Source organism: Phaeobacter sp. JH20_08, from assembly GCF_048056635.1.
Lineage (GTDB): Bacteria > Pseudomonadota > Alphaproteobacteria > Rhodobacterales > Rhodobacteraceae > Phaeobacter > Phaeobacter bryozoorum.
This window is the reverse complement of sequence record NZ_JAYMVV010000010.1, coordinates 111,740-133,709: the sequence shown is the minus strand read 5'-3', so window position 1 is coordinate 133,709 and position 21,970 is coordinate 111,740. Positions and strand designations below refer to the sequence as shown.

At 59.8% G+C, this 21,970-nt stretch carries 19 protein-coding genes; 10 read left to right on the top strand and 9 right to left on the bottom strand.

Annotated elements, in window-relative coordinates:
- Positions 1-78: 78 nt before the first annotated feature.
- The 4 genes from VWY75_RS09950 to VWY75_RS09935 form a co-directional block, all read right to left on the bottom strand.
- Positions 79-1,203, bottom strand: a complete 1,125-nt coding sequence (locus tag VWY75_RS09950) for an extracellular solute-binding protein (protein WP_340546458.1) — start codon at positions 1,201-1,203, stop codon at positions 79-81.
- A gap of 305 nt (positions 1,204-1,508) precedes the next feature.
- Positions 1,509-2,348 (bottom strand): hypothetical protein, encoded by an 840-nt coding sequence (locus VWY75_RS09945; RefSeq protein ID WP_416534534.1) that lies wholly within the window; start codon positions 2,346-2,348, stop codon positions 1,509-1,511.
- Positions 2,349-2,386: 38 nt separating this feature from the next.
- A complete protein-coding gene (locus VWY75_RS09940) occupies positions 2,387-4,063 on the bottom strand; it encodes a Na/Pi cotransporter family protein (RefSeq protein WP_340546456.1) in 1,677 nt (558 codons plus the stop codon).
- Positions 4,064-4,173: 110 nt separating this feature from the next.
- Complete coding sequence (locus tag VWY75_RS09935; protein ID WP_416538294.1) at positions 4,174-5,001, bottom strand: DeoR/GlpR family DNA-binding transcription regulator; 828 nt, start codon at positions 4,999-5,001, stop codon at positions 4,174-4,176.
- Between the two features lie 186 nt (positions 5,002-5,187).
- On the opposite strand from VWY75_RS09935, the gene VWY75_RS09930 reads away from it, so the two are divergent.
- Both VWY75_RS09930 and VWY75_RS09925 read left to right on the top strand, forming a co-directional pair.
- Positions 5,188-6,765: a sulfatase-like hydrolase/transferase gene (locus VWY75_RS09930; protein WP_416534536.1), complete on the top strand. Its 1,578-nt coding sequence runs from the start codon at positions 5,188-5,190 to the stop codon at positions 6,763-6,765.
- Complete coding sequence (locus VWY75_RS09925) at positions 6,758-8,032, top strand: glycerate kinase type-2 family protein (RefSeq protein ID WP_416538293.1); 1,275 nt, start codon at positions 6,758-6,760, stop codon at positions 8,030-8,032. The genes VWY75_RS09930 and VWY75_RS09925 overlap by 8 nt, the downstream gene beginning before the upstream one ends.
- 15 nt (positions 8,033-8,047) lie before the next feature.
- Here the strand turns inward: VWY75_RS09925 and hpaR are convergent, their stop codons facing one another.
- The gene (gene hpaR / locus VWY75_RS09920; RefSeq protein ID WP_340546452.1) at positions 8,048-8,482 is read right to left on the bottom strand and encodes a homoprotocatechuate degradation operon regulator HpaR; all 435 of its coding nucleotides are present in this window, start codon (positions 8,480-8,482) and stop codon (positions 8,048-8,050) included.
- Positions 8,483-8,711: 229 nt separating this feature from the next.
- Between hpaR and VWY75_RS09915 the strand changes: the two genes are divergently transcribed.
- From VWY75_RS09915 to VWY75_RS09885, 7 genes are all read left to right on the top strand, one after another.
- Complete coding sequence (locus VWY75_RS09915; RefSeq protein WP_416538292.1) at positions 8,712-10,130, top strand: pyridoxal phosphate-dependent decarboxylase family protein; 1,419 nt, start codon at positions 8,712-8,714, stop codon at positions 10,128-10,130.
- 44 nt (positions 10,131-10,174) lie between these two features.
- Entirely contained in the window at positions 10,175-10,945 is a 771-nt protein-coding gene (locus tag VWY75_RS09910; RefSeq protein WP_416538291.1) for an aldolase/citrate lyase family protein, read from the top strand.
- A gap of 142 nt (positions 10,946-11,087) precedes the next feature.
- On the top strand, positions 11,088-12,272 hold the full coding sequence (locus tag VWY75_RS09905; RefSeq protein WP_340546449.1) for a substrate-binding domain-containing protein: 1,185 nt from the start codon (positions 11,088-11,090) through the stop codon (positions 12,270-12,272).
- Between the two features lie 114 nt (positions 12,273-12,386).
- Complete coding sequence (locus VWY75_RS09900) at positions 12,387-13,163, top strand: ABC transporter ATP-binding protein (RefSeq protein WP_416538290.1); 777 nt, start codon at positions 12,387-12,389, stop codon at positions 13,161-13,163.
- Entirely contained in the window at positions 13,156-13,899 is a 744-nt protein-coding gene (locus VWY75_RS09895) for an ABC transporter ATP-binding protein (RefSeq protein ID WP_416538289.1), read from the top strand. Before VWY75_RS09900 ends, VWY75_RS09895 begins: the two co-directional genes overlap by 8 nt.
- 58 nt (positions 13,900-13,957) lie before the next feature.
- The gene (locus tag VWY75_RS09890; protein ID WP_416534541.1) at positions 13,958-14,989 is read left to right on the top strand and encodes a branched-chain amino acid ABC transporter permease; all 1,032 of its coding nucleotides are present in this window, start codon (positions 13,958-13,960) and stop codon (positions 14,987-14,989) included.
- The gene (locus tag VWY75_RS09885) at positions 14,986-16,056 is read left to right on the top strand and encodes a branched-chain amino acid ABC transporter permease (RefSeq protein ID WP_416538288.1); all 1,071 of its coding nucleotides are present in this window, start codon (positions 14,986-14,988) and stop codon (positions 16,054-16,056) included. The genes VWY75_RS09890 and VWY75_RS09885 overlap by 4 nt, the downstream gene beginning before the upstream one ends.
- Positions 16,057-16,080: 24 nt before the next feature.
- Here the strand turns inward: VWY75_RS09885 and VWY75_RS09880 are convergent, their stop codons facing one another.
- From VWY75_RS09880 to VWY75_RS09865, 4 genes are all read right to left on the bottom strand, one after another.
- On the bottom strand, positions 16,081-17,754 hold the full coding sequence (locus VWY75_RS09880; RefSeq protein WP_416538287.1) for a mucoidy inhibitor MuiA family protein: 1,674 nt from the start codon (positions 17,752-17,754) through the stop codon (positions 16,081-16,083).
- A gap of 118 nt (positions 17,755-17,872) precedes the next feature.
- Entirely contained in the window at positions 17,873-18,217 is a 345-nt protein-coding gene (locus tag VWY75_RS09875; RefSeq protein WP_340546443.1) for a hypothetical protein, read from the bottom strand.
- Between the two features lie 130 nt (positions 18,218-18,347).
- Positions 18,348-19,370 carry an aspartate-semialdehyde dehydrogenase gene (locus tag VWY75_RS09870; RefSeq protein ID WP_340546442.1) on the bottom strand — a complete coding sequence of 341 codons (1,023 nt, stop codon included), beginning with the start codon at positions 19,368-19,370 and terminating at the stop codon, positions 18,348-18,350.
- A 78-nt stretch (positions 19,371-19,448) separates the two neighbouring features.
- Complete coding sequence (locus tag VWY75_RS09865) at positions 19,449-20,627, bottom strand: MFS transporter (RefSeq protein ID WP_416538286.1); 1,179 nt, start codon at positions 20,625-20,627, stop codon at positions 19,449-19,451.
- A 177-nt stretch (positions 20,628-20,804) separates the two neighbouring features.
- On the opposite strand from VWY75_RS09865, the gene VWY75_RS09860 reads away from it, so the two are divergent.
- Positions 20,805-21,962 carry a DUF3095 domain-containing protein gene (locus VWY75_RS09860; RefSeq protein ID WP_416538285.1) on the top strand — a complete coding sequence of 386 codons (1,158 nt, stop codon included), beginning with the start codon at positions 20,805-20,807 and terminating at the stop codon, positions 21,960-21,962.
- The last annotated feature ends 8 nt before the right edge of the window (positions 21,963-21,970 follow it).

Genomic DNA, 21,970 nt, shown 5'->3' with positions numbered 1-21,970 from the left:
TATGTTGAATTTACGCCCTCAGGCGTGTGGCTGGCCCCCGCCGAAACGGGAGCCAGATGTACTTGCCCGATCAGGTGATCAGGCGCTCTTGAACTTGTTGACGAATTCGGTCCGTACGTCTGCGTACCAGGGGGCTTCAGCCGGCCATGGGTTGAGATTGGCAAGGCTGTTGCCGGGATAGGCTTCGGCAAAGTTCTTCTTATAGACATCGCCGGAGTAATCATCCGCTTTCAGCACGGGCGAATTGTACCCATGGCTGTCGATTGCCTTGCCCGCAGGTTCCTGCTGGTAAGCATAGTCGATAAAGGCATAGACCTGCTCTTCGTTCTGGGCGCCGACTGGCATCGACATGCCATCAACCCAGGCCATCGCCCCCTCGACCGGTGCCTGATAATGAACAGGCTCACCTGCGGATTTCAGCGCAAGCGGCGGTCCATCCCAGGTCTGCCCGACAACGACACCTTCGTTCAGCAGGCCGTTTTTCTGGGTATCCGCATCGTTCCAGATCAGCTTGATCCGGTTTTTGCGCGCCACACACCAGTCGGTGACCTGCCCCCAGACCTTGCGCATGGTGTCTTCATCTTCATATGCCGCCCAGATCGAGCCAGGTTCCATTTCGCCGGCGGCCTCCATGTAGAGCCCCGCACCCAGCATCATGGAATGGGCACGGCCCATGGTCTTGCCTGCGTTTTCTTCACTCCAGACATCGCCGTAAGACGGCGCATCGCCGGATGGCAGCCACTTGTCAGTCCGGTAGGCAATTCCCTCAGTGCCCCAGATATGCGGCAGCCAATGGGCGCCATTGTCGCCAAAGTTCCAGGCATCTGTACCAATCTTCGCCATCGCCGGGTTCACCGCGTCAACATTTACCTTATTGAGATCAAACGGCTTCAGAAGTTCCAGTGGCCCCCATTGCAAGGAGCGGTTGTTGGTTGGCGAAACGATGTCGAAGCCTTGCCCCTTCGTGGCTTTCATCTTGTTGATGATTTCTTCGTTCGACCCGATACCTGTGTAGTTCACCTTGATCCCGGTCTTACCCTCGAACCCGGCGATGAACTCAGGTGGCAGATAGTCGGACCACATCAGAATGTTGATCTCGCCGGAGGAGGCCAGTGCGCTCTTGGAATAGAGCGGCGCTGCCAGGGCTGCCGCACCAGCGCTCTTCAGAATCGAGCGGCGGGTTACATTGGACTTTGCAGTCATATTCTTTTTCTCCCTATGGATCTGTTGGTCTTTTGTTTTTCTTTTTTGGTAGTGGAACTCTGCGAAACACACTCCGATTGCTACAGTGACAGATTCAGAATTCGATAAGGCCAGAAGAGGCCCTACAGGCGTATTTATGGTGCCAGTTTCAGTTCCATCCCTAGACATTCGGAACGAAACTTATGCGCGTTTGTCAGCGAAGACGCCGACTCCCACATGGTTCCACCGCAGTCAGTCTGCGCCTTTGGCGCCTCTCACGTCAACGATGCAACACTGTGGAAGTGTTCACAAAATCGCCGAAACCCTCAAACCGCCATGCCGATGAGCGCTACCCCCGCCGCCATGAGCACAGCCGCCCCAAGACGCCGTTTCCAGTTGCCCTCTTTCAGGATCAGAAACCCGATCAGCGCGGCAAAGATAACCGACGTTTCCCGCAGGGCAGATACAGCCCCCAGCGGCGCAAAGTTCTTGGCAAAGAGAACCAACCCGTAGGCGCACATAGATACCAGACCGCCGGCGATCCCCAAAGCCCAGACCCCGACAGGCACATCGGGCAGTGTTGCACGTTTCCGCAGAAGAACAAACGCCGCGACAAAGACATGGAGAAACGCGCCCCAAGCCCAGTAGCTGACCGTGTTGCCAGACAGACGCACGCCAATGCCGTCAACCAGCGAATATAGTGAGATGAAAAAACCGGTGCCCAGCGCGTACCACAAAGCGCTCTGCCCGACCCCTGATCGCAGCGCCTTCCAACTGCTGAGCTGAATCCCCCCAGCAATGAGCGCGATTCCCACCCAGGCCTGCACCGGCAGGATTTCCCCGACAAAGATCATCGCCCAGAGCGAAACCAACGCTGGGACAATGCCGCGCGCAATGGGATAGACCACGCTCAGGTCGCCGTGATGATACGCGCGACCGAGCATGTAGAAATACCCAAAATGCACCACCGTCGACACGCCGATGTAGGGCAGGCTTGCCACATCCGGCAAAGGTAGCGTGGCCACCATGACCGCCCCGGGGATGACGTGCCCCAAAGCCACCAGACCCAGCGTCGTGGTCCTGTCGATCGCCGTCTTTACAATGGCATTCCAGATCGCGTGCAGCAACGCGGCCGACAGAATGATGGCAATCACAAATGGCGTCATATCAGGCTTTCACAGCTAGCGGGCTTCCAGAACACACATCAGTCCATTTCGTCCGCAGGCATATCCTGGATCAAACGGGTCTCCAGCAGCTGCCCGTTGCGGTATAGGATCGGATAGGCGATGGCGGCGATATGGCTGTTGAATTCCCGCAGCGCGCGCAATGTCTCGAGATGGATATCCGAGCTCTCGAAACTTTCCGCAGCGCCGCGCTGCAATCGGCGCAGATGGCGCTTACGGCTGTCACGTTCCATCCGCTTGACCTCGGTTTTCTCAAGGCTCAGCAAGCGTGCGCTTTCCAGATCGTCCGAGATCAGCACATTCGATGCAAGCTGCATATTGGCGACGATCACCTCGTGCATACGGGTGATTTCTGCCCAGCCTTCTTTTGAGAACCGCACCCCCTTCTTGTGCATGGACGCAGCTAGGACGGCGAGCCGTTCATCCACCACGTCGCCGGCCGTCTCCAGCCGGATGGCATATTCAACCAGATCTCGGGCAACCTTGGCATTTTCTTTGCCGAACCCTTCGCTTGGCATGCCAGCCACGTAGCTTCGGATACCCGACAGGCAGCTGTTCACTTCCCGATCCAGAGCCTGCACCGCCTTGATCTGGGCACGGTCGCCGTGCTGATAAAGATCGGGAATTGGTCGGAACATCGCACCGACCAGATCCGACATCCGCAGCAGTTCGCGTTTCAGGCTGCTGATCGCCTGATTGGGTTGCCGGTAATCATCTGTGTTCAATACGCTCACCGGCAGCCCGTGCGTGTTGCCCTGCAGAGGGGTCGGGTTTGGTATCAGGCTGGTCATGACACCATGCAGCATTCCGCAGAACGGCAGCGCCAGGATCAACAGCGATGTGTTGAACAGAAGATGCGCATAGACCAGCATCTGGCCGCCCTCAGGTGCGCCCAGAACACCCGCCCGCAAAGCGATATTGGCGCCAAAGACGCAGATCACTGCCCAGGTTCCACGCAGTCCCAAATTCGCAAGCGGCACACGCCGCCCTGGCGCAGGCATCCCTCGGCTCAGCCAGACCGGAATGAAGGCCGAGCCGAAATTGGCCCCCAGGACCAGGGACAACCCGGCCGCGAAAGGGATCGCATCGATCTGAACGAGGGTGACGCACATGAGGATGGCCGCCACCGAAGAATGCATGACAAACGCCAGCGCAGCGCCCACGAGAAACGCCGTGATGTAATCCCGGGCGAGGTATTCCGCGATTGCCGGTAGGAACGCGCTCTCCCGGATGGGGTCCATAGCCTCGCGCAGGAACCGCAGCGAAATCAGAATAAAGGCGATCCCCATCAGAATGCGCCCCATTTGCCGGGCCTTCTTCGCCTCGACCTTGACGAAAAGATAGCCACCGACAGCCAGCAGCACGGGCACCAGCCAGTCGAGCTGGAACGACAAGAGCTGAATGATAAGCGCCGATCCAAGGTCGCCACCCAAAACAATCGCCAGACCAGAGGCAAAGGACAGCAAACCGCTTGCCGCAAATCCCGAGGTCAGCAGGGCAACCGCGGCAGAGCTTTGCAGGACGATGGCCATGCCAATCCCCACGAAGCTGGCCTGCACAAGGCTGCGCTGCCCGGTCAATAGCCGCTGGAACGTCGCGCCGTAGCTGCGTTCAATACCGGTCCGCACCATCCGTACCGCAAACAGCAGCAACATGACGGCACCGGCAAGGCTGGTCAGAAAGCTCAATATGGCCATAGAGTTATGTCTTGTCCTTTTGTTGGGCAGCGTCGTGACGTTACCGCTCTTTTCTTGGCGCGATGGGAAACCCCAGCTGCGCAGCCCTCCGGGCGCTTCCGCCAATCAGGTTATCCCTTCCTGATCTTGCTCTCGCCCCCTTCTGTTTCCGGGCTGTTCGAACCAGGCGCCAGTTCAAGGTCAATCTCCCAGAGTTCCAATGCACGGCGGTATTTGCGGGCAGGCATGATATCGGTCAACAACAGATCCAGCAGTTCCGGTTGCGGACCGCGATGCGGCGCAGTGCCTTCGAATTTCGGGTGCGCGACCACCAGCATGGTCCATTCGGCAACCTGCGCCACCACAGCTGCCAGCTGTGCTTCTGTAGCACTTTGGTAAAGCGCGCCGTGTTTGGCAGAAAACGCATCTGCCGACAACACCGCCACATCCAGCGCGAACTCCTGGACCTGCTGTTCAGCGACATGTCCAAATGTACCGCGTTCGTTGCTCTGTATTTCGCCGCCGAGGAAATGCACCCTGTTGCCGTTATGATTGGCCAGCGTCTGCGCCACACCAATGGAATTCGTGACCACCGTCAGACCGGCGCGACTACGCAGCGCCTTGGCGACAAAAGCGGTGGTGGAGCCGACATCGAGAAAAACCGCCATCCCGTCGGTAACGTGGTCCAGTGCCCTGGCAGCGATTCTTTGCTTTTCCGCCGTATATTTCGAGATCCGCCGGAAGAAACTATCCGCCGCATCTGGTCCCGCCAGGTAGGCGCCTCCGTGCACTCGCTGCACCAGTCCCTGTTTCGCGAGCGCCTTGATGGTCCGACGCACGGTTTCCTCCGACACCTTCAGAACCTTGGCCATCTCGCCGCTGCGTGCCGATCCGCCCAGACGGCGCAAGGCCTCCAGCAGCTCCAATTCGCGGTGCGAGATTTTCTGGTCTTCGGGCAATAGGCAGCCTTGGTAAGGAGTGAGATTTCGCTGGAGAGTGAACCACAGGGATGCCGAAAAAATCAAACATAAAAACACAAAATTCCACACAAACGGTCAAATTCAACAATGTGATGGCAGGGAAACCCTTTGCCATACTCGTGATTTCAGGCTTATCTGGCCGCAATTGCGGCAAGGAAATTCCACATGAGCCAAGCTTCAGACCAGCGCAGGAATGTCCTGTTTATCCTGATCGATCAGATGCGGGCGGATTGCCTGTTTGGAGCCCTGGCCGAGCACGTTGCGCTGCCAAACCTGCGCGCCTTAATGGCGGATGCCGTTACCTTCCAGAGAAACTATACGGTCGTGAATCCCTGCGGACCGTCTCGGGCCTCGATCCTGACTGGCCAGTATGCGATGAACCACCGATCCGTTCGCAACGGGACACCGCTCCGGCATGACACACCAAACCTCGCGTCTGAGATGCGCAAGGCGGGTTATCTGCCGATGCTGTTTGGCTATACCGACACCTCGCACGACCCGCGCATCTACCACCCCGGCGACCCCGCGATGCAGACCTACGAATACCCGATGGCCGGTTTCCACGAGATGCTGGAAATGCGGATGGAGATGTCGCATCCATGGCGCGCGCATCTGCTGAACAAGGGCTATACCTTCGATCGCTACTGGGACATCTACAAACCGGTATCGCCAACCGGGGGCGCTCCTAGACTGAACGACCCCGCTGTGTACCGGGCCGAGGATAGCGATACCGCCTTTCTCACCGATCGGTTTCTGGCGACAATGCCTGGCTACCGCGATCAGAGCTGGTTCGCACATCTCACCTATATCCGCCCGCATCCGCCGCTGGTCGCGCCTGCGCCTTACAACCGGATGTACGATCCCGCCAGCCTGCCGCTGCCGCAGCGCCTCGCCACTGTAGAGGACGAACGCGCGGTCCATCCGTTTTTCGACCCGACCACCCGCGCTGCGTCTCCCGCCTCCTTTGTCGAGGGTTTTCCGGATCTGGACCCCAGCGACCCGGTAATCCAGACGCTGCGGGCGATCTACCTAGGCCTCGCCAGCGAGGTCGACGCTCATATTGGCCGGGTCATGCAATATCTGCAGGACAGCGACCAATTGGAGAATACACTTGTCGTGCTCAGCGCCGATCATGGGGAAATGCTGGGTGACCGGCACAGCTGGGGCAAATTCTCTGTCTATGATGCCGCCTATCATACCCCGTTGATCATTCGCCAACCGGGCAACGCCATACGCGCCGGAGCGGTCGTGCAAGACATCACGGAGTCGATCGACCTGGCCCCGACTATTCTCGACTGGGTCGGTCAGGCGGTCCCCAACTCAATGGATGGGCGGTCTTTGCTCCCACTGGTTTCCGGGGAAACACCAGACGACTGGCGCAGCTACAGCTATTCGGAACTGGACTTTGGCGAGCCAGAACGCCCCAGTATCTGGCAACACCATCTGGGAACCGATGCTAGCAATTCCTGCCTCGCTATTCTACGGGACGCGCGGTTTACATTGGTTGAATTTGCCGCTGACCTGCCGCCACTGCTGTTTGACCACACCGCCGAGGGCGAAAGGGTCAATGTCGCGGAACACCCCGAGCACCAGGGCGATCTGGCCCGTCTCACCCGCCAAATGCTGCGGCACCGGATGCGCAACATGGACCACACCCTGTCTCTCGACACCATTACGCCGCATGGGCCGCGCAGGCAGGCCCGCCACAGGCCAACGAATACCCCCGGTGTCCAGCATGGCTGACCTGCGAAGCACCCTCGGCGATCTGTTTGCCGCCGCCATCGCCCGAGCCGACCCTGCAATGGCCTTGGCGGAAAGCTTGCGACAGCATCCCCCACCCCTGCCGCGCCCCGGCGGACGCCTGATCCTTATCGCACTGGGGAAGGCCGCCGTTCCCATGATGCGACAGGCCATGCGGATGCTCCCGCCATCCGACAGGGCGGTCGCCGTCACCAACCCGGAGAACCTTGCCGAGATCCCCGGAGCCAGTGTCCTGGCCGGTGACCATCCGGTGCCCAATGACATGAGCCTCGCGGCTGGCGCCGTCCTGCGTCAGGCCGTCGGCGACCTGACTGCCAATGACAGTGTGGTGGCGCTGATTTCCGGTGGTGGTTCTGCCCTCGCCGTGGCGCCGGCTGCAGGGCTTACACTTGCCCATAAAACCGCAGTCACCGATCTCCTTTTGGGAGCCGGACTGGACATCATGCAGATGAATCTGATCCGTCAGCAACTCTCTGAGCTGAAGGGAGGTGGCCTCCTGCGCTCCGCCTACCCCGCACCGGTCTGCAGCTATATTCTGTCGGATGTGATCGGTGATGATCTGCGCGCGATAGCCTCGGGTCCGACGGTGGCACCGCTGGGATCGCGCACCATGGCGCGCGACTGTCTTGTAGCGCATGACCTTTGGGCCTCGCTTCCGGGCGCTGTTCATGCCCATTTGTCCGCACAGGATGACCCTGCACAAACCCTCCTTGATACAGGGTCCGTCATTGCACATCTGATCGGGTCTAACCGTCACAGCCTGATCGCCATGAAGGAACTGGCCGCACGCAAGGGCTGGTCTACCGATATCGTTGATTATGCCCTGACCGGAGATGTGGAGGCCGCCGCGGCACGGATTATCTCCGCAACCCAGGCACGGGTTTCAAACCACCCGGTCGCGCTGATCTTCGGCGGGGAAACAACGGTAAATCTGACCGGAACAGGCCGCGGTGGACGCAATCAGGAACTGGCGCTCCATGTGGCGCGCTTAGGCCGCCAAACGCTGAGCGGAAGCTGGGCTTTCCTGTCAGCGGGCACCGATGGGCGGGACGGTCCGACGGATGCGGCAGGAGGCATTGTCGATGGGGGCACGTGGCAGCGCATTCTGGACAAGGGGGGCGACCCGATGGCCTTGCTCAGGAACAACGACAGCAACCGGGCGCTCAGAGTTGCGGATGATCTGTTTGTAACCAGCGGAACCGGCACCAATGTGGCGGATATTCAGATCATGCTTCTGCCCGCCCGTTAGGGACACCTGTTGCGGCTACTCTTCCAGCTGGTGCAGTTCGTTCAGCAGATCCAGAAGCGCCTCGTAACGCTCATTCCCCATCTGCGCGCGGGTCCGTTCGATCACGGCGAGACTGGCCTGCAAGTTGTCGTCAATCACCTGTTCGCCCGCTTCGGTAATACTGACAATCTGGCGGCGGCGATCCATCTGATCCTTTGCCCGTTGGATCAGCCCCTTATCCTCCAGCTTCTGCAGGATGCGGGTCAAGCTGGGAAGCAGCAGGCACGCGCGCTCGGAAATTTGCGTCGGATCAATGTCACCTGTTTCCTGAACGACCCGCAACACGCGCCATTGCTGTTCGGTCAGCCCCGCGTCGCTCAGCAACGCGCGAATAGGGCCCATCACGCGCTCACGCGCGCGCAGCAGGGCAATGGGCAAGGATCGGTCTGTGCTTGGTAACTGCTTGGTCATGCCAGATTATCGCTGTCTAGGGGCGCAAAGGCAAATCCTCAGTACCCGGAGTGACTAGCACTTACGCTGCTGGGCAATCTAAATCGACCGGGTCTATACCTGTATTGGCGGAATGACGCTGAGCGGATCTCTGACATCGGATACGATCGAGCATGTGGACAGGTATTAATGCACATGTTAATTATATGCTCATCTAAGGTAGCCGGATGCCAAGCCCAAGGACGACACGATGAACTGGAATGATTTTTCTCACTGGGGCCGCAAGGTTGCGGACTGGGCACAGGACTATCACCTGACCGTCGGCGACCGCCCGGTGCGAGCGCAGACGGCTCCCGGCGAGGTGCTGAGCGCCCTGCCCCAAACCCCGCCCGAGGATGGCGAGGGGATGGAGGTGATCTTCCGCGATTTCGAAGACATCGTGATGCCCGGCATCACTCATTGGCAGCACCCGCGCTTCTTTGCCTATTTCACCTCCAACGCCGCCGCGCCCTCGGTGCTGGCGGAGTTCCTCGCCTCCGCCATCGCTCCGCAATGCATGCTGTGGCAGACCTCGCCGGCGGCAACTGAGATGGAAACGCGGATGATGGACTGGCTGCGCCAGGCGCTGGACCTGCCGGACCAGTTCCAGGGCGTCATTCAGGACTCGGCCTCCTCCGCCACCCTCGCCGCCGTGCTGACCATGCGGGAAAAGGCGCTGAAATGGCAGGGCAACCAGCAGGGCCTGTTCGCCCAAAAGCCACTCCGGATTTACTGTTCATCTGAAGTCCACACCTCCATCGACCGCGCCATCTGGGTCGCGGGCATCGGCCAGCAGAACCTGATCCGCATCCCCATCAAGGGCGACTGGCGCGGGATGGACCCGGACGCGCTGGAGGCGGCGATCCAATCCGACCTCGCCGCGGGTCACCAGCCAGCGGGCGTCATTCTCTGCGTGGGCGGCACCGGCGTTGGCGCCACCGATCCGGTGGATCAGGTGCTGAACGTCGCCGAAAAATACGGCCTCTACACCCATGTGGACGCCGCGTGGGCCGGCTCCGCCATGATCTGCCCGGAATACCGCCACTACTGGCCCGGCGTCGAACGCGCCGACAGCATCGTCTTCAACCCGCACAAATGGCTGGGCGTGCAGTTCGACTGCTCCGCCCATTTTGTGAGGAACCCGGACGATCTGGTGCAAACCCTCGCCATCAGCCCGGAATACCTCAAGACCCACGGCCATGACGGCATCATCAACTATTCCGAATGGTCGGTGCCGCTGGGCCGCCGGTTCCGGGCCCTGAAAATCTGGTTCCTGATCCGCACCTACGGGCTGGAGGGTCTGCGCCAGCGCCTGCGCAACCACATCATTTGGTCCAACCAGCTGCACGATAAGCTCAAGTTAGAGCCTGATTTCGAGATTGTGACACCACCAATGTGGTCGCTTTGGTCGTTCCGCTATGCCCCGCAGGGCGCTAACGATCTGGATGAACTCAATCTACAACTGGTGAACGCGATCAATGACGATGGCCGTATCTATCTGACCCAGACCCGCGTCGACGGTAGGCTGGTTATCCGGTTCCAGGCCGGCCAGTTTGAGACAACCGAAGCTGATGTTATGCTCGCCCATGAGGTTATCACCGAGATTGCGCGCGCCCTGAAAGCCCGGTGACCAGAACAAACCCGCGCCACCCGACCCAAACAGGAGATTTGCCAATGCCCGCCACCAAAAACACCTTCAAACAGGCTCTATCGCGGGGCGATCGCCAGATTGGGTGCTGGATGAGCTTTGGTGAGGGTGCCGTAGCCGAAGTAATGGGAACCTGTGGCTTCGATTGGCTGGTGATCGACGGTGAACATGCGCCAAACGACATCCGGTCCATTCGTGATCAGCTGATGGCTCTGGCTGCCTCCAAGAGTCATCCCGTCGTGCGCGTTCCGGTTGGAGAGACATGGATTATCAAACAGGTTCTAGACGCCGGTGCGCAAACGGTCCTGATACCTATCGTCGAAACTGCCGAACAGGCCAGAGAGCTGGTCCGAGCCTGCCACTATCCGCCCACCGGCACCCGTGGCGTGGGCGCAACTGCGGCGCGGGCGTCGATGTTCGGCTCTGTCAGCGACTATACTCGAACCGCCGATCAGGAAATCTGCCTCCTGTTGCAGGTCGAAAACCGTAAAGGCATCGAAAATCTCGACGACATTCTGGAGGTCGAAGGTGTCGACGGGATTTTCATAGGACCTGCCGAACTGTCCACTGACATGGGACATCAGGGCAACTCCGCCCACCCGGAGGTCAGAGCAGTGATCGCCGATGCCATGACCCGGATCAAGGCTGCCGGAAGGGCGCCTGGCATTCTGGGCACTGCCCCCGAGGCGACACAGGCCTATCTGGATATGGGCGCGCAGTTCCTTGCAGTTGGGATTGACGTGATGGTCTTGGCCAATAACGCCCGCGCCCTCGCCACTGAATGGTCTGCGAAATAGACGCCGAACGCCACGTTCACAAAATGAGACCAAAAAATACGTATTTCCGCGCAATTGACCGGTTTGACACCCCGCCGCTAGCCTGCCACCACAGGAGCGAGACCGCGCCAAACATCTTGGCGCGCCACGAGGGAGCTACAGGATGAAACGCACATTTGCTGCGGGGATGGTCTCCGCACTGACGCTGACCTCTGCGCTGGCCACCGCCGCCTTTGCAGATATCAAAATCGCCCATGTCTACGGCAAGACTGGCCCGTTCGAGGCCTATGCCAAACAATCCCATGACGGGCTGATGCTGGGTCTGGAATATGCCACCGGCGGCACTATGGAAATCAACGGCGAAAAGATCGTCGTGATCGAAAAGGACACCCAGCTCAAGCCTGAGAATGGCAAGGCACTTCTGGAAGAAGCCTACGGCGACGACGAGGTGGATTTGGCCATCGGGCCGGTCAGCTCCGGCGTTGCGCTGGCGATGCTGCCGGTTGCCGAAGAATACGAAAAACTGCTGATCGTGGAGCCGGCGGTTGCCGATTCCATCACGGGCGCGAATTGGAACCGTTACATTTTCCGCACCTCGCGCAATTCCTCGCAGGATGCGGTGGCCAGCGCCATCGCCCTAGCCGGTGAAAATGTGCATATCGCGACGCTGGCACAGGACTATGCCTTTGGCCGCGACGGCATCGCAGCCTTCCGCGAAGCCCTGGCCGCTCAGGGCCACCAAATTGTCCATGAGGAATTCGCCCCAACCGACACCACCGACTTTACCGCTGCGGGCGAGCGCATTTTCAACGCGATGAAAGATCTCGAGGGCGAGAAGAAGCTTTTCATCATCTGGGCCGGTGGTGGCAATCCATGGGCCAAGATCAACGCAATGGATCCCGGTCGCTTCGGGATCGAATTTGCCGGCGTTGGAAACATCCTCGCCGCCCTGAAAGGGTTCAAGGATTTCGCAGGTATGGAAGGTGGCACGTATTACTACTACGAACTGCCTGACAATCCGGTGAACGACTGGCTGGTGAAGACCCATTTTGAACGGTTCGACAGCCCGCCCGATTTCTTCACCGCGGGCGGAATGGCCGCTGGCATCGCTGCGGTGGAAGCGATCAAGAAGGCCGGATCCACCGACACCGAGGCGTTGATTGCGGCGATGGAAGGCATGGAATGGCAAACCCCGAAGGGCACCATGAAATTCCGGGCCGAGGATCATCAGGCGCTGCAATCCATGTATCACTTCAAACTACGTGTCGACGACGATGTCGAATGGGCGATCCCGGAACTGGTTCGCGAGCTGAGCATCGACGATCTGCCGATTCCGATCCGCAACTGATCACACAACGCGACCGGGTCCGGGGCGACCGCCACCGGGCCCGGCACGTCGCACAGGATTGCGCGGCCCGCCACGATCACCCGGCCACCGCCCCCGTTTCAGATGGATGCACCCATGCCCGCCCCTCTACTGTCCACCAGCGATCTCACCGTACGCTTTGGCGGACATGTGGCCGTCGATGCTGTGACTTGTGACTTTCATCCGGGCGAACTCACGGCCATTGTCGGCCCCAATGGCGCCGGGAAGACCACTTATTTCAACCTGATTTCAGGACAGATTCCCGCCAGCGCCGGTCGCGTCACGCTGATGGGGCGGGATATCAGCACGCAGTCCGTATCAGCCCGCACCAAAGCAGGCATCGGTCGCGCATTCCAGATGACCAATCTGTTTCCCGACCTTACTGTGCTGGAAAACGTCCGGCTGGTGGTGCAGGCCAAGGCTGCGCGCGGCTTCAATCTTTGGTCGATGGTCACAGGCCACACCGATCTGATTGATCAGGCCGAAAGCATTCTCGCCCAGGTCCGCCTGCTGGACGAGCGTCAGCAGATGGTTTCGGAGCTGTCCCATGGCAATCAGCGCAAGCTGGAAGTCGCTCTGCTGATCGCGCTCGATCCTCTTGTCTATATGTTTGACGAGCCGACAGCCGGGATGAGCGTGGACGAAGCGCCGGTCGTGCTGGATCTCATCGCGGATCTGAAAAGCCAGACCGACCGCACCATCTTGTTGGTCGAGCATAAGATGGATGTGATCCGAACCCTAGCCGACCGCATTATCGTTCTGCACAATGGCGCGCTGGCTGCCGATGGCCTGCCGACGGAGGTGATGGCCTCCGACGTGGTGCAGGAGGCCTATATGGGCCGTGGGCTAGAGGGGATCCTGGATCATGTCTGACTTCGACCGGACCGCCCCCCCTCCTCTTCTGCGGATTGAGGAGATCCATACCAAGATCGCCCAGTACCATATTCTTCAGGGGGTCGACCTCGATGTTCCGCGCGGCGGTGTCACCATGCTGCTGGGGCGCAACGGTGTCGGCAAAACAACGACCCTACGCAGCATTATCGGCCATTGGCGAACCCATCGTGGCCGCATCCTGTTCGATGGAGCCGACATCACCCAGACGCCCACCGCCAGCATTGCACGCGCGGGCATCGGCTTCGTCCCCGAGGATATGGGGATCTTTGCCGATCTGACTGTTGAAGAAAACATGGTCCTCGCCGCGGTTTCCGGCCCGATTGATACGGCGCGGCTCGACTGGATCTTTCAGGCCTTTCCGCCGCTGAAGACCTTTTGGAAATCCGAAGCCGGAAATCTCTCCGGCGGGCAAAAACAGATGCTGTCAATTGCCCGCGCCATGATCGAAGAACGCAAGCTATACCTGATCGACGAACCGACAAAAGGCCTGGCCCCGGCGATCATCTCCACCATGGCACGCGCGATCAAGGACCTGAAAGATCAGGGTGCATCGATCCTGATGGTCGAACAGAATTTTGCAGTCGCCAAGGCGCTTGGCGACACCGCCAGCGTTATGGACGACGGCCGTGTCATCTGGTCAGGCGCAATGGCTGAATTGGCAGGCGACACCGCTTTGCAGGAGCGGCTGATGGGCCTCAGCATGGAGGCGCATTGAACATGCCCGATGTTCAAGACAGACCCCGCCATTGCCTTATCCGGCAGGAGATCAACAGATGACCGCTGCCCCCGAACACGCGCCAACGATGGCTCAATCGTCGCTCCGCGACCGACTGGCCCCCTACGCACCGCTGCTGCTGGTTCCACTGTTGGCTATCGCCGGTTTTATCGCCGTGCAGAACCCTGCAAGCTGGATGACCCTGACGGTTTCCGGGCTGGCCATGGGAATGATGATCTTCCTCATGGCCTCCGGGCTGACGCTTGTTTTCGGGCTGATGGATGTCATCAACTTCGGCCATGGCGCCTTCGTTTCTGTTGGAGCCTTCATCGGAATTTCGGTTTTGCTGACACTGGGCCAGCTGACCAATGCGCCGTCGCTGGCATTGAACCTGCTGGCCATTCTCGCCGCCGTTCTTGCCGCAATGGCGGCGACCGCCCTCATGGGCTGGGCATTCGAACGGGTGATCGTCAAACCCGTCTATGGCAATCATCTGAGCCAGATCCTGGTCACCATGGGTGGCCTGATCATTGCCGAACAGCTGATCATCGTCCTTTGGGGGCCGGAAGAAATCTACTTCACACGTCCCGAGGCGCTGAAGGGGGCGCTGACCCTCGGCGACGCCGCTATCGAGAAGTACCGTCTTGTTACCGTCGCCGTCGGCCTTGCGGTCTTTGCTGCCATGCGCTTCGTGCTGCGCCGGACCAAGATCGGGTTGATCGTCCGCGCAGGCGTACAGAACGGCGAGATGGTCGCCGCGCTCGGATATCGCCTGCGCCTCGTCTTCGTCGGCGTGTTCATCGCAGGTTCAGCCCTTGCGGGCCTGGGAGGTGTGATGTGGGGCCTCTATCAGGAAGTTATCACCGCCCATATGGGCAATCAGGCGATGATCCTGATCTTCATTGTGGTGATCATCGGCGGTCTCGGATCGGTTGAAGGCTGCTTCATCGGTGCGCTGCTGGTCGGGCTGTTGCAGAACTATGTCGCCTTCGTAGAGCCGAAACTGGCCCTTGTTTCCAATATCGCCCTGATGGTCGCAATCCTGATGTGGCGCCCGATGGGCATGATCCCGGTGGTAAAGGCAAAATGATGCACATCCTTCTGTCTGGCGACCTGCCCCGCTCCCGCATTCTGGCCCTGTTGCTGGCTGTCATTCTGATTTGCCTTGCCTTCGCACCCTTCCTGTTTCCGGGCGTGCGGACAGTGGATACGGCTGCACGCATCTGCATATTCGTGGTGCTGGTGGCGAGCTATGATCTGCTGCTGGGCTACGGCGGCATCGTCAGCTTTGCCCACACGATGTTCTTTGGCATGGGCGCCTATGGTGTGGCACTGGCCTCCACCCACATGGGGCGCGGATTCGATGCGCTTCTGGTCGGCTCTCTCACCGGTGCTGGTCTCGCCGCTGGGCTGGCGCTGTTGATTGGCCTGTTTTCATTGCGGGTGCGGGCCATCTTTTTTGCGATGATCACGCTTGCGGTTGCCTCCGCCGTTGCCGTCCTTGTCAGCCAGCTCTCTGGTCTGACCGGCGGCGAAGACGGTCTGACGTTCAAGACCCCGCGCGAGTTGGGACCTGCGTTCAAATTTGGCACGGAGCTGTTTGGCGGTGAACTGTTCGGCGTCAAACTCAACGGAAGACTGCTCACCTACTACCTGATTTTCGCAGGCAGCGCGCTGCTGTTTCTGGCCCTGCTGCGCATTGTGAACTCACCGTTCGGTCGCGTTTTGCAGGCCGTCCGCGAGAACGATTTCCGGGCGGAGGCGATCGGCTACCGCGTTGTTTACTACCGCGTTACGGCCACCTGTCTCTCGGCGGCGATTGCCGCGCTGTCCGGCTCTCTCTATGCGATCTGGCTACGTTACGTGGGACCAGACACCACCCTGTCGATGACCATCATGATTGATATCCTGCTGATGGTCGTCATCGGTGGTATGGGAACGATCTACGGTGCGGTGGTTGGTGCGACCGTTTTTGTACTTGCGCAGAATTACCTGCAAAACCTGATGGGCGTGCTTTCCGGCATGACCGAGGGGTTGCCGTTGCTGCCCGAACTCCTGAGCCCGGACAGGTGGCTATTGTGGCTGGGTGTCCTTTTCATTCTTAGCGTCTACTTCTTCCCTAGCGGCGTGGTGGGCCGCCTGCGCGGGCAACGCTAGCGCCGAGACCGGCAGGCGGCAGGGCTAGCGCAGAATTTGATCTTCAGGCCAGCTCAGATCAGTCTCGATCTGGATCATTTCACGCGCGCCCTGAGCGATCTCCATGTCCCAGGCCAATATCCCGCGCTGTTTCTCGACGTTTTCTTCCGTCGGCGCAGGGCGCGCAGACCAGCGTATCTTAAGGTCGTCCTGCTGGGAGTATGGAACACGGTCAAGAACCCGCAAAGGCCAGGGCTGGTCAGTCAGGTTCTCGATCTCGATCTCAACCCGGCTAAACTGTTCCGCATTGCGCGAAATCAGCCCCTGTTCACCTTCGCTCTGATCCAGAACATCGCGGCGCAGGGTTAGCCCCTTGATCGGCCCAAACCCGATGTCTGCCTCTGCCCCAGGTGCCAGGCCCGGAAACTCTGCAACGGCGACCAGCTTCCCGTCCACGAAATGCGCAGCCTCCGTTGCAGGCAGCAACTGCTCGCCAAATTCGTTTGCGAAACGCACCACGCGATAAGCGACCTCATTGCGCAGTGGCACCGCCTGTGCTCTCAACTCGGCGCTTGCGGTGACACTGTCCATTTCTAGCCGCAACGCATCCACACCCGAGGCAATGGAGACCGGCTCACCAAACCCATAGACAGCCGCAACGCCGCCCGTGTCGACGCTCCATTGCGGAAGTAGCTCATCAACCAACACAGCCGCTTCGATTATCGGTTCGTTGGCAAGCTGCAATTCCATATCAGATGACAGCCGCTGCTTAGGCGTTGGGACAGGCATCGGTTTCTCGATCCGACGCAGCTGTGGGAACAGGCGCGATGGCGCTGATTGCCCCAGCGGTTCCGCCGTCGACAGCGTCAGCGCAATGTCCTGCCAGCTCTCGCCCGTATCCTGCGCCAGCATCACGCTGCGCGCCAGAGTCAGCTCCGCCACATCACCTGTCGCAAGATGCAGCTCATAATGGGGAGACCACCCTATATGTCCCGCTCCAGCTGTCAGATAGGTGAGTGTAACCTCGGCACCCCCAGCCTCCGCAACGTCGACTTCCACCTCAATGAAGAGCCGGTCCTCATCCTCCAGCGCGATGGCGGCGAGTGCTGCGTGGGCCTCCTTCAATTCGTCCTGGAGTGCTGTCAGAGCTTGTTCCTTGGCGCGGGCCTCGGCCTCTGCATCAATAATCTCACGATGGCTTGCAGTAGCCCGGTTTGAGATCATCACCGCGATATCCGCCAGCGCTGAGGCATCCGCCCCCGCCAGACCATCATTACCGCCAAGTTGTTCAAGGAATTGGATTGAACTCTGCGCGGCTCGGCCCGTGGCTCGGGCACGTTCCGCTTCATCCGTCACGGCTGCGATCTGTTCTTCGATCTGACGGATACGTGCCTCAGCAGCGTCAATCTCAGGTGTCGCCACGTCCTGAGGGGGCACGGACTCCTCTCGCATTAGGGTGCTGATACGGCGCCCGCCCGCGATCTGCACCTGCAGGCTGGCGGTCTGCGCGCTTTGTGGCACGTTTTGCAGGATCAGCTGGTGCCGCCCGGCAGGCAGGTCCACCGCCGCAGTGCGGGTGATTTGGGCAAGCCCCGGATAAAGCGTTACCGCGGAAACCTGGCTAGAAACAGGGAACACCTCCGCAACTGCGGATTTGGCAATGCTGATTGTGCCGGTGGTAGCCGCAAGAATGGCAAAAACTGAATGAACAGGTCGCATGATATCTCTCGATTGATCAAATCGCGGACAAGCGGCCCGCCTGTGATCAAATCTACGTATCGTTGCGAGATGTTACCAGCCGTTGCATCCCATCATGACGCAAACTGCCAGTGCTTGCTCAGGCTTGGCTTATGTTGTCCGGCAATGGAGCCCCAAATCGCGCCTCCAACTCTTTCCCAGGAAACCCAAGAAACCGGCAGGTACAGATTTCGACGTGGCTATGCGCATCGCGAAGACGGGTCCGCCCGTCACTGCGCTCCAGATAAAATCCCTTGCTGCGCAGAGCTCGGATCAGATCCAGCCAGTTCTTTGCTGTGCGAAAGCTCTCGCTCAGAACCATCCGCAGCTGCGCCGCCATTTCGGCATCTAGGCGCGAACCGTTGCGTGCGGTGGCCCAAGCCGTTTCCCCCGAGCTGATTACAGTCTCATGTGTCTGCGCCTGCGTCGGCGTTTTTCCCATCATGGTCTTACCCCCAAGTTACCTTCATCCAACTCCCATCAGACTAGTGGAATAAAGGCTGGCAAGAACAGTTGTACAAACGGTAAAGGGGCCGTCTCTTTCGAGACAGCCCCCTCTCTGAATGGATAGGTTTTTAACCTTTTTTCAGAACTTCACGCCCCAGAAGCTCTGCGATCTGGACAGCGTTCAGGGCAGCGCCCTTGCGCAGGTTGTCGCTGACGCACCACAGGTTGATGCCGTTATCAATGGTCGAGTCCTGGCGGATCCGGCTGATAAAGGTTGCGAAGTCGCCGACGCATTCGACCGGCGTCACATAGCCGCCGTCTTCGCGCTTATCGATCACCATAATGCCCGGCGCTTCGCGCAGAATATCGCGGGCTTCATCTTCGTCCAGGAAGTCTTCGAACTCGATGTTGATGGATTCGGAGTGGCCGACAAAGACCGGCACGCGGACGCATGTCGCCGTGACCTTGATCGACGGATCGACGATCTTCTTGGTCTCCGCAACCATCTTCCACTCTTCCTTGGTGGAACCATCATCAAGAAAGACGTCGATATGCGGGATCACGTTGAAAGCGATCTGCTTGGTATAGACAGAGGGCGGAACATCCTGTGTCGGATTGTAGACTGCTTTGGTCTGATCCCACAGCTCATCAATCGCTTCCTTGCCGGAGCCGGAAACCGACTGATAGGTGGAGACCACAACGCGCTTGATCTTGGCGCGATCATGCAGCGGCTTCAGCGCGACAACCATCTGTGCGGTCGAGCAGTTGGGGTTCGCGATGATGTTCTTTTTGGCATAGCCATGCACCGCCTGCGGGTTCACCTCAGGAACAATCAGCGGCACATCGTGATCATAACGATAAAGCGACGAGTTATCGATAACCACGCAACCGGCGCCAGCGGCCTTGGGCGCGTATTTCTTGGTCGCGTCGGACCCGATGGCAAACAGCGCCATATCCCAGCCGCTGAAATCAAAGGTGTCGAGATCTTGGGTCTTCAGTGTTTTGTCGCCGAATGTGACTTCGGTGCCGAGGGATTTGCGGCTCGCCAGAACTGCAATCTCATCCACAGGAAACTGGCGTTCAGCCAGAATGTTCAGCATTTCACGGCCCACGTTGCCCGTGGCGCCCGCGATAACGACGCGATAACCCATTTTGTGTCTCCAATTGTGTCCGGCCTCGTGACCGGCTGCGGTGTCTTATCGGGAAAGCCCGCGCGAGGAAAGGCTAGATCAATCCAAGCTGTCTGGGCTGAGCAGATATATTGCGCATCCGGCCAGCAAAAAGGCGAGCAGGAAACCGAAAATAGCCAAATAGGGCAAGGAAAGGTCCGCACCGGACGTTTCCGCATGCAGGCGCCCACTGGCAAACTGCATGATTCCCACCCCGCCGATGCCAAAGAAGTTGAGCATGGTCACACCGCGACCCACCAGATGCGGCGGCACAAAGGCACGCCCCTGCGCCAGGATCACCGGAAACGCAGCGCCAAAGAAGCCAACGGCCGCCATCAGCGCCACCACTAGCGGCACGGGACCATCCACCCACAGCATCAAGGCCCCCAGCGCGACACAGGCAAGCAGATTGCCGCCAAGCACGACCCCCTTGCGGGTTCCCAGCAGCCGGTCCATCGGACCATAGGCAAAGGTGCCAAGGATCATCGCGACCCCCATCACCAGGCTGGCCAACCCGACCGCCTCCCGCCCCAGTCCAAAAACATCGCTCAGATAGGGTCCGATCCACAGCCCCCGCAAGGCCGCAGAGGGGGCGTAGGCCACGAACATCATGATGAATATCGGCCAGAGGACCGGCAGGCGCAGAATATCGAGAACAGACCCTTTGGCCCCCTCGCCCGCCTCGACCCGCGCCGGATCCTTTACCGTCAGCGCGATGCCCAGTGCGACTGCGGTAGAGATCCCTGCAAGCCCGAACAGCGTGCCCCGCCATCCCAAGACCTCAACCGCCAGCGCCGTTGGATAGGACGCGACCAGATTGCCCAGCGAGCCCACCCCGAGCATCACGGCCGCCAGTGTCGCAAAACGGCGTGGCGGATATTCGCGTGCGAATATGTAATAGGACGCCATGAGCACGGGAGAACAGCCGATCCCGATCAGGACCATCGCAAGGCTGATATGTGAGGGCTGAGCCGCCAGCGCAAAGACCAGCGTTCCGCCGCCACCGCCAAGCAGCAGCAGTGCCGCCGCGGTCCGGCTTGGTCCGACACGATCCAGCGCCCAGCCGACCGGCAGTTGCATCGCCGCAAAGGTCAGGAACCAGAGCCCTGAGGCAAAGGCGAGATCCTCGGGCGTGGCTCCTAGATCGTTTTGCAAGGCGGAGCTGAGCACCGCCAGGAATGCGCGAAAAAACTGACTGAGCACGTAGCCCAGACATAATATGACCAGCCCGGCCTGCATGTTGGTCCCCCCCGGAATGAGATGTCTGCCCCGGCAAACAGCCAAGACCAGCAATCGTAATCCGTCCACAGTGGCGATTTCGCACCAATTCACAAGAGTGCGAAACCACTTAGCCGTGATTGGTCGTGTGCTGCTGTCGCGCTAGGCTATGGTGTCAACAGGATGAACGGATCGCAGATGACACAGGATGGTTTCTACCAAAGCCTAGCGCCCAGCCGCGACTTTGCCGGTCTGACCCGTTCTGGTGCCTTTACGCCGCTGCCGAGGGACTGGATGGTCGGCTGCTGCGATATCGTCAATTCCACCGATCTTATCGCGACCGGGCGCTACAAGACGGTAAACACCATCGGCGCCTCGGCGATTGCCGCGATGATCAACGCCCTAGGAGGCACGCCGTTTCCCTATGTCTTTGGCGGTGACGGCGCCTCCTTTGCAGTGGCCCCTGAACACGCCGATATCGCGCGCGACACGCTGGCGCGGCTGCGCAGCTGGACCAGCGCGGAATTCGACATCGAGCTGCGCGCCGCATTGCTGCCGGTGTCCTGGATCAGAGCCGAAGGCCTGGATGTCGCCGTTGCCCGCTATGCCGTCTCAGACGCGGCCGACTACGCAATGTTTGCCGGTGGTGGCCTCAACTGGGCGGAACGGCAGATGAAGCTGGGAGGTTTCGAAGTGCCCCCCGCACCGCTGCCCGATCCGCCGGATCTGACAGGCCTGTCCTGCCGCTGGAATACGATACCGGCTCGCAACGGGATGATCCTCTCGGTCGTGGTGCAACCCCATAGTCGGGCCTCAGCCAGGGATTTTGCCAAAATCGCCAGCGATGTTCTCGCAGTTGCAGACAAGTTGCAGCGCCATGGTCATCCGGTGCCGGAGGGCGGGCCAAGCTTCAGCTTCCCCCCGCCGGGTCTGACGCTGGAGGCAAAGATGTCACGCGGGAAAACCGCGTTGATTTTGCGAAAGCTGCAGTTGTTTGTTCAGACTGTCTTTGCGGCCTATGCGCTCACCCGCAAGCGTCCGATTGGTGGCTTTGATGCCCAGCATTACCGCAGAATGCTCGTCGCCAACGCGGATTTTCGAAAATTCGACGATGGCCTGAAACTGACACTCGACTGTCCGGCAGAGGTGCGCGACGAGATCACGCATATCCTGGAGAAAGCCGCGGCAGCAGGGCAGGTGCGCTATGGCGTGCATGAGCAGGACGAAGCGCTGGTAACCTGCATCGTACCGTCGGCGATGCGCGACGATCACGTCCATTTCATCGACGGGGCCGCGGGCGGCTATACGCAAGCAGCGCTGAGAATGGCCGCCGCTTCAAATCCGGCGGCGGCCTGAGGTCTGAT

Bases quoted from the DNA above. Each gene is read 5' to 3' on its own strand.
- VWY75_RS09950 (WP_340546458.1), bottom strand. From the start codon at position 1,203: ATGACTGCAAAGTCCAATGTAACCCGCCGCTCGATTCTGAAGAGCGCT.
- VWY75_RS09945 (WP_416534534.1), bottom strand. From the start codon at position 2,348: ATGACGCCATTTGTGATTGCCATCATTCTGTCGGCCGCGTTGCTGCAC.
- VWY75_RS09940 (WP_340546456.1), bottom strand. From the start codon at position 4,063: ATGGCCATATTGAGCTTTCTGACCAGCCTTGCCGGTGCCGTCATGTTG.
- VWY75_RS09930 (WP_416534536.1), top strand. From the start codon at position 5,188: ATGAGCCAAGCTTCAGACCAGCGCAGGAATGTCCTGTTTATCCTGATC.
- VWY75_RS09925 (WP_416538293.1), top strand. From the start codon at position 6,758: ATGGCTGACCTGCGAAGCACCCTCGGCGATCTGTTTGCCGCCGCCATC.
- hpaR (WP_340546452.1), bottom strand. From the start codon at position 8,482: ATGACCAAGCAGTTACCAAGCACAGACCGATCCTTGCCCATTGCCCTG.
- VWY75_RS09915 (WP_416538292.1), top strand. From the start codon at position 8,712: ATGAACTGGAATGATTTTTCTCACTGGGGCCGCAAGGTTGCGGACTGG.
- VWY75_RS09910 (WP_416538291.1), top strand. From the start codon at position 10,175: ATGCCCGCCACCAAAAACACCTTCAAACAGGCTCTATCGCGGGGCGAT.
- VWY75_RS09905 (WP_340546449.1), top strand. From the start codon at position 11,088: ATGAAACGCACATTTGCTGCGGGGATGGTCTCCGCACTGACGCTGACC.
- VWY75_RS09900 (WP_416538290.1), top strand. From the start codon at position 12,387: ATGCCCGCCCCTCTACTGTCCACCAGCGATCTCACCGTACGCTTTGGC.
- VWY75_RS09895 (WP_416538289.1), top strand. From the start codon at position 13,156: ATGTCTGACTTCGACCGGACCGCCCCCCCTCCTCTTCTGCGGATTGAG.
- VWY75_RS09890 (WP_416534541.1), top strand. From the start codon at position 13,958: ATGACCGCTGCCCCCGAACACGCGCCAACGATGGCTCAATCGTCGCTC.
- VWY75_RS09885 (WP_416538288.1), top strand. From the start codon at position 14,986: ATGATGCACATCCTTCTGTCTGGCGACCTGCCCCGCTCCCGCATTCTG.
- VWY75_RS09880 (WP_416538287.1), bottom strand. From the start codon at position 17,754: ATGCGACCTGTTCATTCAGTTTTTGCCATTCTTGCGGCTACCACCGGC.
- VWY75_RS09875 (WP_340546443.1), bottom strand. From the start codon at position 18,217: ATGATGGGAAAAACGCCGACGCAGGCGCAGACACATGAGACTGTAATC.
- VWY75_RS09870 (WP_340546442.1), bottom strand. From the start codon at position 19,370: ATGGGTTATCGCGTCGTTATCGCGGGCGCCACGGGCAACGTGGGCCGT.
- VWY75_RS09865 (WP_416538286.1), bottom strand. From the start codon at position 20,627: ATGCAGGCCGGGCTGGTCATATTATGTCTGGGCTACGTGCTCAGTCAG.
- VWY75_RS09860 (WP_416538285.1), top strand. From the start codon at position 20,805: ATGACACAGGATGGTTTCTACCAAAGCCTAGCGCCCAGCCGCGACTTT.